Genomic DNA, 13,994 nt, shown 5'->3' on the forward strand with positions numbered 1-13,994 from the left:
GTTTTCTCTTTGTGTTTTGTTGCAGTCCGTTTTATCCGCTGAGGGTAAAGTCGCAAGCGGTTCAGCCATCAAACTAGATTGCCGTTTGCAACAAGACGTGGCGAAAACCCGCCGAGGCAGGAGGCGTAATGCGAACAGTCATCTTTGATCTGGACGGGACACTGGCGGATACTTCCGGGGATTTGCTGGAGGCCGCAAACCATTGTTTTCGCGATATGGGGCACGGCGATGTGCTGGTCCACGGGCAGGATGCTGGCATCGCTTTGCGTGGTGGGCGGATGATGCTGACCCACGGTTTGAAGCGGGTTGGGGCCTATGACGAGCAGGCTGTTCACGCTTATTACCCGATGCTTTTAGAAGCGTACTCGGAGGCGATTGACACCCATACCCGGTTTTATCCAGGCGCGCTGGACGCGGTTGGAAAGTTGAAAGAGGCCGGCTATGGCGTTGGTATCTGCACTAATAAACCCGAGGCTCTGGCACATCAGCTGCTGACCCAAATGGGTGTGCGCGACCGGTTTGGCTCACTCGTCGGCGCGGATACTTTGCCGGTTCGCAAACCCGATCCGGAGCCCCTGCGTGAAGCTGCCCGCCGGGCCGGCGGACACCCGGATCTGTGCGTTCTGATCGGGGATTCCGACACCGACCGGAATACGGCGCGTGCTGCAGGTGTACCCTCGGTGCTTGTAACATTCGGGCCATCTGGCGACGACATGGCTGCGCTGAAACCCGAAGCGCTGTTGCATCATTTTGATGACCTGCCGAAACTTGTTTTTGATTTGGTCGGAGCTGCAGCCTGACCCCTTGACCCCGGCCCATCGCGGCCGCAAGAGCGAAAAGATGACTGAGAAGTTTACTGGCAATTTCACCCAGCAGGAACCAATCCCGGATGAGGCGATCGAGGCGGCTCTGGCCGTTTTGCGTCATGGCCGGCTGCACAGATATAACGTGTCGCCCGGCGAACTGGCCGAGACCGCCCTGTTAGAACAGGAATTTGCCGCGCAGACCGGCGCAAAATATTGTCTGGCGGTCTCCTCGGGCGGCTATGCACTGGCGACAGCATTGCGCGCGATAGGGGTGCAGCCCGGAGATACGGTTCTGACCAACGCTTTCACCCTGGCGCCGGTGCCGGGGGCGATTGCCTCGATCGGAGCCAAGCCGGTATTTGTCGGTGTGACCGAAGCGCTGACGATTGATCTGGATGATCTCGAAAGCAAACTGGATCAGTCTGATGTGCTGATGCTCAGCCATATGCGTGGGCATCTGTGCGACATGGATCGGTTGATGCAAATCTGCGATGCCGCCGGTGTGGCCGTGATCGAAGATTGCGCGCACACGATGGGCGCCGCATGGCGCGGGCAAAAATCCGGACGGCAGGGCGTTATCGGGTGTTATTCCTGCCAGACCTACAAGCACATAAATTCCGGTGAAGGCGGGTTGTTGATTACCGATGACGAGGAACTGGCTGCCAAGGCGACGGTCCTTTCAGGATCCTACATGCTGTATGAGCGCCACCTTGCAGCGCCGGGCCCGGAGGTGTTCGAGCGGATCAAGTACACCACGCCCAATGTCTCAGGGCGCATGGACAATTTGAGGGCCGCGATCCTTAGGCCGCAGCTTCGCAATCTGGAACAACAGATTGACCGGTGGAATGAGCGCTATGTCGAGATCGAAAAAGGGCTGCGCGGCACGCCGGGACTTACCATTGTCGAACGGCCCGAGGCGGAAACTTATGTGGGCTCGTCGATTCAGTTCTTGCTGCTGGACTGGTCACCCGAACGGATTGCTCTTGTGATGCAGCGCTGCGCGGCGCGTGGTGTGGATCTGAAATGGTTCGGCGGAGCAGAGCCCACCGGGTTTACTTCGCGCTATGACAGTTGGCGATATGTGGAAAGCGCGCCTCTGCCTGCGAGTGACCGCATTTTGACCGGGATCATGGATATGCGGGTGCCATTGACTTTTTCACTGGATGATTGCCGGTTGATCGCACGGATCATTCGCTCCGAGGTCGGCGCGGTGTTCCAATCCTGATCACATTTCCTGTGATTCGAGCGGGGATTTTTGGTTCTTCCGCAGCCGCTCGACCAGTCGTTTTTGCAGCCGATTTTCAGGGATCGGATAAGACGGCACTGTATTCTGGGCTTCCAGCAGATTTGGAAGGATCATTTGGATTTCTTCGCGGGCCTGCGCCGTAACGGATGCCAGCGACGTGTCGGTCAGCAACAGGCTTTCGCTCGGGGCGCCATTTGCAAAAACGATTTCGTGATTGTCGAACAGCAGGTGGTAATACACAACCTGATCAAGGCTGTTGTCTATCTCGATTCCCGGCAATTCCGACAGCTTGATGGCCGCGACCAGCACATCCGGCGATCCGAACATGCGCTGCGCCACCGCCGAAGAGATTTGCATTCTGTGCTGCCGGGAAACCAGAAGATCCTGTTTCGGCAAACCGTCCCCTAATGCGGATTTCGCGATTCGAACCGGTTTCAGGTTTGGATTGATTGCCAGATCGGTTGCCGAAAGATGCCGCTGTCCGATCCATCTGACAGGTTTCAGCCCCGATCGGGTCAGCACAAGATCACCTTCACGCAAGGTTTCAACGGGATGTTCCCCGAGTTCCGTCTCGATCAGGGTGCCCTGACAAAAACACACCAGTAACTCGATGTTATCGACAATGGCGCCAAGGCTATCATTGAGGCCAAGTTCGGTAAGGCGCAGGGTATAGTCACCGGCGGAAGGGAAATCGACCTGCATGGTGAATGTGGAAAAGCTGTTCGCAGTCGGCAGAACGGTCATCGAGGCGATAACGACGCCGTTGCTGTCCAGAATCTCGACTGTAAATCCTTCGCTGCCTGCATTTGAGTTAGATGCCGTCCTAAGTGCGGAATCCAGGCTAAGCTCGCCGGATTTGGGGTCATCCAGCGTAAAGGTTTGCTCCATCACCGTGACTTGGCTTGCGTTGCCATCCATTTCGGCCACACGATTCGATGAACCATTCCCGAGATAGGCACCCTCAGTGTGGTCAGCTTCGATATCCGTACCAGACCAATTTGCGGAACCGCTATTAAAAGTACCATTTACGATGACATTGGTTGGGGCCATTCGCAGAATCCTTGAAGCAAAAAAACTTAACGGCTTAGGCGATCTAATCGTCGAGTATGGTGAATTTGTGACGCTCCGGATCGGCTCGCGGGTGAACCTTTTTCGGTCAGCGCTTGACCCGGGTTCATGGTCATGGCAGATTATTTGAACAATCGTTCATTTACTGGGAGGGTTCGATGTTCACGGCGGCCATGCAATTCGATCTGGGTGAAGATGTGAACGCACTGCGTGAAATGGTGCATCGCTGGGCGCAAGAGCGGGTGAAGCCGATGGCCGCGAAGGTCGATGCCTCGAACGCGTTTCCCAATGAACTTTGGCGCGAGATGGGTGAGTTGGGCCTGCTAGGAATTACCGTGCCCGAGGAATATGGTGGCGCGGCCATGTCCTATCTGGCCCATACCGTCGCGGTTGAAGAAGTGGCGCGGGCCTCTGCCTCAATCTCATTGTCATACGGGGCGCATTCAAACCTGTGCGTCAATCAGATCAAGCTGAACGGCAGCCCCGAGCAAAAGGCGAAATATCTGCCTCGGTTGATTTCCGGCGAACATGTGGGCGCGCTGGCCATGTCTGAGGCGTCCGCCGGATCAGACGTCGTTTCGATGAAGCTGAAGGCGGAAAAGCGCAATGATCACTACCGGCTGAACGGAAGCAAATACTGGATCACGAACGGGCCGGACGCGGATACTCTGGTCGTTTACGCCAAGACGGATCCTGATGCTGGATCCAAAGGGATCACCGCCTTTCTGGTCGAAAAAGAGATGACGGGCTTTTCGACCTCGCCCCATTTCGACAAGCTGGGCATGCGCGGATCAAACACGGCGGAATTGATTTTTGATGACGTCGAGGTGCCCTTTGAAAATGTTCTGGGCGAAGAGGGTAAGGGTGTCGCGGTTCTGATGTCAGGGCTGGATTACGAACGCGTTGTGCTCGCCGGGATCGGAACTGGAATCATGGCCGCCTGTCTGGACGAAGTCATGCCGTATTTGGCCGAGCGCAAGCAGTTCGGCAAACCGATTGGCAGCTTTCAGCTGATGCAAGGCAAGATTGCTGACATGTACACGGCCATGAATTCAGCCCGGGCTTATGTCTACGAGGTCGCCAAGGCCTGTGACCGCGGGGATGTGACCCGGCAAGATGCGGCAGCGTGCTGTCTGTATGCTTCGGAACAGGCCATGACGCAGGCCCATCAGGCAGTTCAGGCTATGGGCGGCGCGGGGTTCCTGTCGGATTCGCCGGTCAGCCGCATATTCCGCGACGCCAAGCTGATGGAAATCGGCGCCGGCACCAGCGAAATCCGCCGGATGCTGATCGGACGGGAACTGATGAACGAAATGCTCTGAGCAAAAAAAAACGCCCCGCCGACTAGGGAACGGCAGGGCGTTCTGTGTAAAGGATCAGAAGCGGTGAACGTAGGATACGCCGACCAGCCAAGGATCGATTTCAGCGGTGCCGATATCGGCACCGTTCAGTGTGACATCCGAGTCGATATCGAACCAGCGAACGTTCAGACGAACAGCGCCTTTTTCGGTGACCATATAGTCCAGACCAGCCTGCAGTGCGAGGCCGACCGAGTTGTCGAGCTCGAGATCACCCAGAGCCGATTTTTCGTCGAAGAAGATGGTATAGTTGATGCCCGCGCCGACATAGGGTTTCCAGACCGAGTTGGTCGGGAAGTGATAGTTCAGCGACAGTGTGGGCGGCAGGTGTTTGACGGTCCCTGCGTCGAGGCTGCCACCCAGTGTGACCTCATGGCTGAACGGTGTGGCGGCCAGCAGCTCGATACCCAGATTATCCCGAACGAAATACTCGGCAGTAAAGATCGGGCGTGTGTCGGAATCGACATCTGCATCCAGCCCGGCGAGGGACCCATTGTCGGATTTCGGGTCGAGATAGCCGACACCGACACCAACGGTCCAGTCGCCCTGATTTTGGGCGAAAACGGGCGCAGCAAACGCGACGAGCGCGGTCGAAAGAGTCAAAGCGGCGAGTTTCTTGGTCATTTTACGGCCTTTGGATTTGTTGATGACCGGGTTTTGCATGAAGCAGAGCCCGCCGACTCTGATCTGCATCAAATTCCCGTGACCGTCTTTGGTGGCTCGATTCAGAAAAGACATAGAAAAACAAAGGGTTTCGGTAATGTGTCCCGCTGAAGGCATACCTGGTTTGCATCAGGGTGGGGGCTGGGATCTGCCGGACCGGTTGAACATGGCGCGGCAATGCTTGGAACAACCCCCAGAGCAGACGGCGATCATCGACCTGACCGGGGGTGAGGGCAAGGTCGTCTCGTTTGCACAACTCGGACGCTTGGCCGATGACATCGCACACGCCTTGCTCGATCGGGTGCGGCCTGGGGATCGCGTTGGAGTACTGCTCAGTCAGTCACCCGGCTGCGCGGCGGCGCATCTTGCGATCTGGAAGATCGGCGCGATTTCGGTGCCTTTGTTTAAATTGTTCAAACATGACGCGCTGGCCTCGCGTGTCGCGGATGCAGGGGCGCAACTGGTGTTGACAGACGCAGAGGGTGCTGCACTGCTGGGGGATTTGGCCGTACCGGTTCGGGTCGATCAGATAGCTCCGTCTGATGATCCGGTGCCCTTTGCGGATACCGGCCCCGAGGATCCGGCAGTTCTGATCTATACTTCCGGCACAACCGGCAGCCCCAAAGGCGCGCTGCATGGGCATCGGGTTTTGACCGGCCATTTGCCGGGGGTCTCGATCAGCCACAACCATCTGCGCGAAGGTGACTTTCTGTGGACGCCCGCCGACTGGGCATGGATTGGCGGGTTGTTCGATGTGTTGATGCCAGGGCTGGCGCTGGGCATTCCGGTGGTCGCGGCCCGGCTCGAGAAATTCACCCCCGAGGCCTGTGCGGATGTGATCGCACGTGGCGGGGTACGGAACGTGTTCTTTCCGCCTACCGCATTGCGGATGCTCAAGGCCACGGATCAGGCGATCCCCGGTCTGCGCTCGGTCGCTTCCGGAGGGGAGCCGCTGGGTGCCGAGATGTTGGAATGGGGGAAGCATGCGTTCGGCCTGACGATCAACGAATTCTACGGCCAGACCGAATGCAACATGGTGGTGTCTTCCTGCGCTCAGGATTTTCCCGTGCGCCCGGGTTGCATCGGTAAACCGGTTCCGGGGCATGAAGTTGCAGTGATCGACCAGGATGGCCAGCCCACAGATCAAGAGGGCGACGTGGCCATCCGCCAAGGCTCGGCCTCGATGCTGCTGGAATACTGGAACCGACCTGAGGCCACGGCCGAGAAGTTCCGCGGCGATTGGCTGATAACCGGAGATCGCGGCGTGTGGGAGGGTGAGTACTTACGTTTTGTTGGCCGCGATGACGATGTGATCACTTCCGCCGGGTATCGCATCGGCCCCGCCGAGATCGAGGATTGCCTACTGACCCACCCGGCGGTGGCGACAGTTGGTGTGGTCGGCAAGCCCGATCCGTTGCGGACCGAGATCGTGAAGGCGTATGTGGTGTTGAAACCGGGAGCCACGGTTGCGGAGCGAGAGTTGCAGGATTGGGTCAAGGATCGTCTGGCGCAGTATTCCTATCCGCGCGAGGTGGCGTTTCTGGAGGAACTGCCGATGACTGTGACGGGGAAAGTGATCCGGAAGGAATTGAAGGCGCGGGCGGCGTTGGAGGTCAGAAGATGAGTTTCAGAAACTCCGCGTCATTTGGAAAGCGCATCGAATATTGGGTTATCGGGCTGCTGCTAAAAGATGGCTTCGATGTATTTGTACCGCTTGTCGATGATGATGGCATTGACGCGATCATCCGAGGCAGAGCAGGACAAAAGATCGACCTGCAAATCAAAGCACGTTCGGGTCAGGTGAAATTTGGTTCTTCCGCTTTGTTCGGCGTCGGGCAGTCTCATCCGAAGGAACGAGATGGTTATTACTTTTTGTTCTATTCAGAACGTCTCGACGAAATGTGGCTAATGTCGTCAGCGGATTTCATAAAGAACTGCGTGACCACTTCCTCTGGAAAAAATGCAGGACATCGGAGTATTTGGATGAATGGGCGCTCGAAAGTCAGAAATCAAGAATATCCGAACCCAAGGTTTGATACATGGCGCATTTCAATGCAGGGCCAACCCGACTTTTCGCGATTGAGACAGGCGCTAGGGGAATAAGATGAAACTCACATCAAAAGCCATACCCACCTCTGAGGGTTTCAAGGCAAACCGCGCGGCTCATCTCGACGCGCTGGAGCAAATCTCTGCCGCTGCCGAAGCTGCCCGCATGGGCGGAGGCGAGAAATCCCGTGCGCGGCATGAATCGCGGGGCAAGATGCTGCCCCGGCGCCGGGTTGCGAACCTGCTGGACCCAGGGTCCCCGTTTCTGGAAATCGGCGCGACGGCGGCGCATAGGATGTATGGTGATGCAGCGCCAAGCGCTGGTGTGATTGCGGGCATTGGCCGGGTGCAGGGGCGCGAGGTCATGGTGGTTTGCAACGACGCCACCGTGAAGGGCGGCACTTATTATCCGATGTCGGTCAAGAAACACCTGCGCGCGCAGGAGATTGCCGAGGAAAGCCAACTCCCCTGTATCTATCTGGTTGACAGCGGCGGGGCGAACCTGCCCAACCAGGACGAGGTCTTTCCCGACCGCGACCACTTTGGCCGCATCTTCTATAATCAGGCCCGAATGAGTGCCAAAGGAATCCCTCAGATCGCGGTGGTCATGGGTTCGTGTACGGCGGGCGGGGCCTATGTGCCCGCGATGTCGGATGTGACGATCATCGTCAAAGATCAGGGCACGATCTTTCTGGCCGGTCCGCCTTTGGTCAAGGCCGCGACCGGAGAGGTCGTCAGCGCCGAGGATTTGGGCGGTGGCGACGTCCATACCCGCCTGTCCGGCGTGGCCGATTACCTGGCTGAGGACGACGCCCACGCGCTGGCTTTGGCGCGGCAGGCGGTGGGATCTCTGAACCTGCGCAAACCGCAGACCGTGGATTGGGCCAGCCCCGAAGACCCGGCTTATGACCCCGAGGAAATTCTGGGCGTTGTTCCCGCCGACCTGCGCACGCCCTATGATATCCGCGAGGTGATCGCGCGGCTTGTCGATGGCTCGCGATTTGACGAATTCAAACCGCGCTTTGGTGAGACGCTTGTGACCGGGTTTGCCCATGTCAAAGGCTGCCCGGTTGGGATCATCGCCAACAACGGCGTGCTGTTTTCCGAGGCCGCCCAAAAGGGCGCGCATTTTGTTGAGCTGTGTTCGCAACGCAAAATCCCGCTGGTCTTCCTGCAAAATATCACCGGCTTTATGGTGGGCCGCAAATACGAAAACGAAGGCATTGCGCGGCACGGGGCAAAGATGGTGACAGCCGTTGCTACGACTTCGGTACCCAAGATCACCATGCTTGTCGGGGGCTCGTTCGGGGCCGGGAACTATGGCATGGCGGGGCGGGCCTATCAGCCCAGGTTCCTGTGGACTTGGCCGAACTCGCGTATTTCCGTAATGGGGGGCGAGCAAGCGGCGGGCGTGCTGGCCACCGTCAAACGAGACGGGATCGAGCGACAGGGTGGCAGTTGGTCGGCTGAGGAAGAGATCGAATTCAAGCGCCCAACATTGGATATGTTCGAGGAACAATCTCACCCACTCTATGCCTCGGCGCGCCTATGGGATGATGGCATCATCGACCCGCGCAAAAGTCGCGATGTTCTGGCCTTGTCGCTGAGTGCCGCCCTGAATGCCCCGATTGAGGAGACACGTTTCGGCGTGTTCAGGATGTAAGATGAACGTTTCTTTGAATGATGTCATGGCCCGCTATCCGGGTGCTCAGACTTTCAAGTTTGGTGACAACGCAACGTTGAGCGCAGAACTTTTGGCCTTAGTGCGTGCAGGAAGGAAAACAGCGACCTGCGGTGCTTTGCGAGACTATCCCGAAGGCAGTGCGGATACTCCGGTCGTTGGGCGGCGCGATATCGCTTTGGACTGGGATGGTCGTCCCGCGCTGGTGATCGAAACGAATGAGGTAACGACCTGCCGATATTGCGATGTGACCGAGGATTTCGCGCTGGCCGAGGGCGAGAATGAGACGCTTGAAGGATGGCGCGAAGATCACCGCCGGTATTTCGAGCGAAACGGCGGGTTTGATCCCGAAATGGAATTGCTCTGCGAGCGGTTCCGACTTGTCGAAGATCTCGGGGTTGAGGGATAAGCCATGTTCAATAAAATCCTGATTGCTAGCCGAGGCGAGATTGCCTGTCGGGTGATGGAAACGGCTCAGAAAATGGGTGTGTCCTGTGTTGCAGTGTACTCGGACGCGGACGCCTCGGCCAAGCATGTGCGAATGGCGGATGAGGCGGTGCATATCGGTGGCGCGGCCCCGGCGGACAGCTATTTAAAGGGTGATGTGATCATTCAGGCAGCGCTGGATACGGGCGCGCAGGCGATTCATCCGGGCTATGGGTTTCTGTCTGAAAACCCCGGTTTCGTTGACGCGGTTGAGGCTGCGGGTCTGATCTTTATCGGGCCCTCGGCGGATGCGATCCGCAAGATGGGCCTCAAAGACGCGGCAAAAGTGTTGATGGAGCTGGCGGGCGTGCCCGTGGTTCCGGGTTATCACGGCGATAACCAAGACCCTGATCATCTGGCGGGCGCGGCCCAGACCATCGGATATCCAGTGCTGATCAAGGCCGTTGCGGGGGGCGGCGGCAAGGGGATGCGGCTGGTAGAGCACCCCGAAGACTTTACTGAGGCTCTAGACAGTGCGCGGGGAGAGGCGAAAACCGCCTTTGGCAACGATGCCGTTCTGGTCGAAAAATTCGTTTCCAAGCCCCGGCATATCGAGGTGCAGGTGTTCGGCGATGGCACCCAGGCGGTGCATCTGTTCGAACGCGATTGTTCGCTGCAGCGGCGGCACCAGAAGGTGATCGAAGAAGCTCCGGCGCCCGGAATGACGGTTGAAATGCGTGAGGCCATGGGGCAGGCGGGCGTGCGCGCCGCCGAGGCGATTGGCTACAAAGGCGCAGGTACGGTTGAGTTCATCGTTGATGCATCGGACGGGCTGCGCCCGGATCGGTTCTGGTTCATGGAGATGAACACGCGCTTGCAGGTGGAACACCCCGTGACCGAGGCGATTACCGGCGTTGATCTGGTCGAATGGCAGTTGCGAGTCGCCTCGGGTGAGGCGTTGCCAAAAACGCAGGATGACCTGACGATCAACGGGCATGCGTTCGAAGCCCGGCTTTACGCCGAGGACGTGCCCAAAGGGTTTTTGCCCGCAACAGGTACGCTGACACATCTGCGCTTTCCTGCGGAATGCCGCGCCGATAGCGGAGTGCGGTCCGGCGATACAATCAGCCCCTGGTACGATCCGATGATTGCCAAGGTCGTGGTGCATGGCCCGACGCGTGCAGTGGCGCTGGAAAACCTGCACCGGGTTCTTCGGCGGACCGAGGTTGCCGGGACGGTCACGAATCTCTCGTTTCTTGGCGCGCTGACCCGGCACCCCGGATTTGTGGCGGGCGATGTCGATACCGGGCTGATCGGTCGGGATATCGACGGGCTGGTCCGAACTTCTGATGCGCGCGCGGGCTTGATTGTTGCAGCAGCCATGACGGCGCTTGATCTGGTCGAGACCGGGCCCGACACGGGTTTCAGCCTGTGGGCGCCGCTGCACCGGGCCGTCCAGTTGAAGTACGATAGCGAGCTCATTGATCTAGACGTACAGGTCGAAGGACCTGACCGGCAGGTCTGGCAGATCAAGGACACAACGGTTCTGGCGCAACGGCGCAATGGAGGCTGGTACATTGATGATCGCCCGATGCCGCCCGTGGCACTGGCTGGTGCGACAATCACAGTATTCGATGACTATGGGCAAGTGTTTGAGCATGTCGATCCGCTGGATCGCGATGCAAGCGCCTTGGGCGATACCAATGTGGTCGAGGCGCCGATGCCCGGTCTGGTCAAGGCCATGTTCGCCACCGTAGGGCAAGCCGTTTCAGAAGGTGATCGACTGGCCATTCTGGAAGCGATGAAAATGGAACATTCCTTGCTGGCTGCCCGTGATGGCGTGATCGCCGAGGTGCTGGCCGAAACGGGCGCTCAGGTCGAGGCCGGCGCGGCGCTGGTCCGGCTGGAGGAGGAATGATCTGTCCCGCTGCGCCGCAACGTGGCACAGTCGGGACAACACGGCATAACGGGAGGCGAAAGCTATGGGTGAACGGGTCGACATTTTTGAAGTAGGGCCACGTGATGGGCTGCAGAACGAACAGCGGGAAATTCCTGTTGCCGAGAAGGTCGCTCTGATCGATTGCCTGAGCAAGGCGGGCTTCAATCGGATCGAAGTTGCCAGTTTTGTGTCTCCGAAATGGGTGCCCCAGATGGCTGGCAGTGCCGATGTTCTGGCCGGGATCCAGCGGGTTGGTAAGGTGCGCTATGCGGCGCTGACGCCAAATATGCGCGGGTACGAGGACGCCTTGTCTGCCAAAGCGGATGAGATTGCCGTATTCGCGTCTGCCTCGGAAGGGTTCTCGAAGGCCAATCTCAACGCGACCATCGCCGAATCCATTGAGAGGTTCAAACCGATCCTAGAGGCTGCGCGCCATATTGACCTGCCAGTGCGCGGTTACGTGTCCTGCGTGACCGACTGCCCCTATGATGGTCCGACCCCACCCGAGAAGGTGGCCGAGATTGCGGACACACTATTTGCGCTGGGTTGCTATGAGGTATCGCTGGGAGATACGATCGGGCAGGGAACACCGGACACTATCGCCCATATGCTTCTGGCGGTGCGTGAGACGGTGCCTGTTACCCGCTTGGCGGGACATTTCCACGACACCAATGGTCGGGCCATCGACAATATCGACGCTGCATTGACGCTGGGCGTGCGGACATTTGACTCAGCAGTCGGGGGGCTGGGCGGTTGCCCCTATGCACCCGGCGCCGCAGGGAACGTGGCCACCGAAGCCGTGGTCGCGCATTTAGAGCGTCTTGGATATGAAACGGGACTTGATCTGGGGATCGTGGAACAAGCGGCACAAATGGCACTGGCCATGAGGGCGGAGTAGGCGATGTTTGAAACGATCTCGGTCACGGTTGATCCACGTGGCGTTGCAACCCTGACGCTGAACCGCCCGGAAAAGCATAATGCGATGTCCGCGCAGATGATCCGGGAACTGACACAAGCGGCAGTACAGTTGGGCAGCGATGGAACTGTGCGCGTCGTCGTTCTGACCGGAGCAGGCAAAAGCTTTTGTGCCGGTGGGGATCTGGGCTGGATGCAGGACCAGATGGCAGCGGATCCTCAGACACGCTTTGTCGAAGCACGCAAACTGGCCGAGATGTTGCAGGCGTTGAACGTGATGCCCAAACCGCTGATCGGAGCGTTACAGGGCAACGCCTTCGGTGGCGGCGTGGGCCTTGCCGCCGTCTGCGACGTGGCAGTAGGTGTCGAGACCCTGAAAATGGGCCTGACCGAGACGCGACTGGGTCTGATCCCGGCCACCATCGGCCCCTATGTTGTCGCTCGGATGGGGGCGGCACGTGCGCGGCGGGTCTTTATGTCGGCCCGATTGTTTGACGCGGCCGAGGCCGTCGATTTGGGCCTGTTGGCCAAAACGGTCTCAGCAGAAGATCTGGCGGACGCTGTCGAGGCCGAGGTTGAACCCTATTTGTCATGTGCGCCTGGTGCGGTGGCCTCGGCCAAGGCCTTGGTCCATAGTCTGGGGCCGCGTGTTGACGATCCCGTTATCGACCAAACGATCCGGGCGCTGGTTGCGCGCTGGGAAACCGACGAGGCGCATGAGGGAATCAGCGCATTCTTCGACAAGCGAAAACCTGTATGGAATAGTTAGGTTTACGTTCTGTCGGTCTGGGCGTTTCACGGATCAAAGTTCGGCTGGAATGAAACGGAATATTAGGGTGCCATGCGGTTGTGTTTGGTTGACCCTCTGACCCCGCGCGGATAGAGAATGTCCAGTCAACACGCTAATTGACGGCGCTCCCCTACGGGGCACGCGCAGGAAAGGAGCTATTCGTGGAAGACCTGCTGCGGGAGTACCTCCCGATCCTGGTGTTTCTGGTCGTCGCTGCGGGCCTTGGAATCGTCCTGATTCTTGCCGCTGTGGTGCTGGCCGTCCGCAATCCCGACCCTGAAAAGGTCAGCGCTTATGAATGCGGCTTCAACGCCTTCGACGATGCGCGGATGAAATTCGACGTCCGATTCTATCTGGTCGCGATTCTTTTCATCATCTTCGATCTGGAAATTGCGTTCCTGTTCCCTTGGGCCGTGGCTTTCAAAGACATCAGCGATGTCGGATTCTGGTCCATGATGGTGTTCCTGGGCGTTCTGACCATCGGCTTTGCCTATGAGTGGAAGAAGGGGGCCCTGGAATGGGAGTGATGACGGGTGCAAACACCGCTGGCGTCGATAAAGAAGTCGCCACCCAGGCCCTGAATGCCGAGCTGCAGGACAAAGGGTTCCTGCTAACTTCGACCGAGGATATCATCAATTGGGCGCGCACCGGATCGTTGCACTGGATGACCTTCGGGCTGGCCTGTTGCGCAGTTGAGATGATGCACACCTCGATGCCGCGTTATGATGCAGAACGGTTTGGTATCGCGCCACGCGCGTCCCCACGTCAGTCGGATGTGATGATTGTGGCCGGAACGCTGACCAACAAAATGGCGCCTGCGCTGCGTAAGGTCTATGACCAGATGCCCGAGCCGCGCTATGTGATCTCGATGGGATCCTGCGCCAACGGTGGCGGGTATTACCATTATTCCTATTCTGTTGTGCGCGGATGTGACCGCATTGTGCCGGTCGATATCTATGTGCCTGGATGCCCGCCAACGGCTGAGGCGCTGTTGTATGGTCTGATGCAGCTGCAGCGCAAAATCCGCCGCACCGGCACCATTGTACGCTGAGGAGA

14 protein-coding genes are annotated in these 13,994 nt (G+C 58.4%); 12 read left to right on the top strand and 2 right to left on the bottom strand.

The window, feature by feature from the left end:
• Positions 1 to 128 precede the first annotated feature (128 nt).
• Together AC2FGB_RS10145 and AC2FGB_RS10150 are read left to right on the top strand one after the other, a co-directional pair.
• Positions 129 to 800 (top strand): HAD-IA family hydrolase, encoded by a 672-nt coding sequence (locus AC2FGB_RS10145; protein WP_142634920.1) that lies wholly within the window; start codon positions 129 to 131, stop codon positions 798 to 800.
• Positions 801 to 840: 40 nt separating this feature from the next.
• Positions 841 to 2,031 carry a DegT/DnrJ/EryC1/StrS family aminotransferase gene (locus AC2FGB_RS10150; RefSeq protein ID WP_271950215.1) on the top strand — a complete coding sequence of 397 codons (1,191 nt, stop codon included), beginning with the start codon at positions 841 to 843 and terminating at the stop codon, positions 2,029 to 2,031.
• Here the strand turns inward: AC2FGB_RS10150 and AC2FGB_RS10155 are convergent, their stop codons facing one another.
• Positions 2,032 to 3,102, bottom strand: coding sequence for a Hint domain-containing protein (locus tag AC2FGB_RS10155; RefSeq protein ID WP_496689743.1), 1,071 nt, complete (start codon positions 3,100 to 3,102; stop codon positions 2,032 to 2,034).
• Positions 3,103 to 3,278: 176 nt separating this feature from the next.
• On the opposite strand from AC2FGB_RS10155, the gene AC2FGB_RS10160 reads away from it, so the two are divergent.
• Complete coding sequence (locus AC2FGB_RS10160) at positions 3,279 to 4,442, top strand: isovaleryl-CoA dehydrogenase (protein WP_271950212.1); 1,164 nt, start codon at positions 3,279 to 3,281, stop codon at positions 4,440 to 4,442.
• A gap of 54 nt (positions 4,443 to 4,496) precedes the next feature.
• On the opposite strand, the gene AC2FGB_RS10165 is transcribed toward AC2FGB_RS10160, so the two are convergent.
• Positions 4,497 to 5,102 (bottom strand): OmpW/AlkL family protein, encoded by a 606-nt coding sequence (locus AC2FGB_RS10165; RefSeq protein WP_142635181.1) that lies wholly within the window; start codon positions 5,100 to 5,102, stop codon positions 4,497 to 4,499.
• A 136-nt stretch (positions 5,103 to 5,238) separates the two neighbouring features.
• On the opposite strand from AC2FGB_RS10165, the gene AC2FGB_RS10170 reads away from it, so the two are divergent.
• The 9 genes from AC2FGB_RS10170 (at position 5,239) to AC2FGB_RS10210 (ending at position 13,989) form a co-directional block, all read left to right on the top strand.
• On the top strand, positions 5,239 to 6,765 hold the full coding sequence (locus AC2FGB_RS10170) for an AMP-binding protein (RefSeq protein WP_496693930.1): 1,527 nt from the start codon (positions 5,239 to 5,241) through the stop codon (positions 6,763 to 6,765).
• Positions 6,762 to 7,244, top strand: coding sequence for a DUF4365 domain-containing protein (locus tag AC2FGB_RS10175; protein WP_281994878.1), 483 nt, complete (start codon positions 6,762 to 6,764; stop codon positions 7,242 to 7,244). Before AC2FGB_RS10170 ends, AC2FGB_RS10175 begins: the two co-directional genes overlap by 4 nt.
• Position 7,245: 1 nt before the next feature.
• Complete coding sequence (locus tag AC2FGB_RS10180) at positions 7,246 to 8,850, top strand: carboxyl transferase domain-containing protein (RefSeq protein WP_496693929.1); 1,605 nt, start codon at positions 7,246 to 7,248, stop codon at positions 8,848 to 8,850.
• 1 nt (position 8,851) lies between these two features.
• Entirely contained in the window at positions 8,852 to 9,277 is a 426-nt protein-coding gene (locus AC2FGB_RS10185) for an ASCH domain-containing protein (RefSeq protein ID WP_496693928.1), read from the top strand.
• A gap of 3 nt (positions 9,278 to 9,280) precedes the next feature.
• Entirely contained in the window at positions 9,281 to 11,212 is a 1,932-nt protein-coding gene (locus AC2FGB_RS10190; RefSeq protein WP_496693927.1) for an acetyl/propionyl/methylcrotonyl-CoA carboxylase subunit alpha, read from the top strand.
• 64 nt (positions 11,213 to 11,276) lie between these two features.
• Positions 11,277 to 12,131: a hydroxymethylglutaryl-CoA lyase gene (locus AC2FGB_RS10195; protein ID WP_496689748.1), complete on the top strand. Its 855-nt coding sequence runs from the start codon at positions 11,277 to 11,279 to the stop codon at positions 12,129 to 12,131.
• 3 nt (positions 12,132 to 12,134) lie between these two features.
• Positions 12,135 to 12,917 carry a crotonase/enoyl-CoA hydratase family protein gene (locus AC2FGB_RS10200; RefSeq protein WP_496689749.1) on the top strand — a complete coding sequence of 261 codons (783 nt, stop codon included), beginning with the start codon at positions 12,135 to 12,137 and terminating at the stop codon, positions 12,915 to 12,917.
• A gap of 182 nt (positions 12,918 to 13,099) precedes the next feature.
• Complete coding sequence (locus tag AC2FGB_RS10205; RefSeq protein WP_496690852.1) at positions 13,100 to 13,465, top strand: NADH-quinone oxidoreductase subunit A; 366 nt, start codon at positions 13,100 to 13,102, stop codon at positions 13,463 to 13,465.
• Positions 13,456 to 13,989, top strand: coding sequence for a NuoB/complex I 20 kDa subunit family protein (locus AC2FGB_RS10210; RefSeq protein ID WP_037307875.1), 534 nt, complete (start codon positions 13,456 to 13,458; stop codon positions 13,987 to 13,989). Before AC2FGB_RS10205 ends, AC2FGB_RS10210 begins: the two co-directional genes overlap by 10 nt.
• Positions 13,990 to 13,994 lie beyond the last annotated feature (5 nt).

The sequence above is a fragment of the Ruegeria sp. CDSC021 genome (assembly GCF_059610845.1).

Excerpts from the sequence above, each read along its gene's own strand:
- AC2FGB_RS10145 (WP_142634920.1), top strand. The coding sequence starts at position 129 with ATGCGAACAGTCATCTTTGATCTGGACGGGACACTGGCGGATACTTCC.
- AC2FGB_RS10150 (WP_271950215.1), top strand. The coding sequence starts at position 841 with ATGACTGAGAAGTTTACTGGCAATTTCACCCAGCAGGAACCAATCCCG.
- AC2FGB_RS10155 (WP_496689743.1), bottom strand. The coding sequence starts at position 3,102 with ATGGCCCCAACCAATGTCATCGTAAATGGTACTTTTAATAGCGGTTCC.
- AC2FGB_RS10160 (WP_271950212.1), top strand. The coding sequence starts at position 3,279 with ATGTTCACGGCGGCCATGCAATTCGATCTGGGTGAAGATGTGAACGCA.
- AC2FGB_RS10165 (WP_142635181.1), bottom strand. The coding sequence starts at position 5,102 with ATGACCAAGAAACTCGCCGCTTTGACTCTTTCGACCGCGCTCGTCGCG.
- AC2FGB_RS10170 (WP_496693930.1), top strand. The coding sequence starts at position 5,239 with ATGTGTCCCGCTGAAGGCATACCTGGTTTGCATCAGGGTGGGGGCTGG.
- AC2FGB_RS10175 (WP_281994878.1), top strand. The coding sequence starts at position 6,762 with ATGAGTTTCAGAAACTCCGCGTCATTTGGAAAGCGCATCGAATATTGG.
- AC2FGB_RS10180 (WP_496693929.1), top strand. The coding sequence starts at position 7,246 with ATGAAACTCACATCAAAAGCCATACCCACCTCTGAGGGTTTCAAGGCA.
- AC2FGB_RS10185 (WP_496693928.1), top strand. The coding sequence starts at position 8,852 with ATGAACGTTTCTTTGAATGATGTCATGGCCCGCTATCCGGGTGCTCAG.
- AC2FGB_RS10190 (WP_496693927.1), top strand. The coding sequence starts at position 9,281 with ATGTTCAATAAAATCCTGATTGCTAGCCGAGGCGAGATTGCCTGTCGG.
- AC2FGB_RS10195 (WP_496689748.1), top strand. The coding sequence starts at position 11,277 with ATGGGTGAACGGGTCGACATTTTTGAAGTAGGGCCACGTGATGGGCTG.
- AC2FGB_RS10200 (WP_496689749.1), top strand. The coding sequence starts at position 12,135 with ATGTTTGAAACGATCTCGGTCACGGTTGATCCACGTGGCGTTGCAACC.
- AC2FGB_RS10210 (WP_037307875.1), top strand. The coding sequence starts at position 13,456 with ATGGGAGTGATGACGGGTGCAAACACCGCTGGCGTCGATAAAGAAGTC.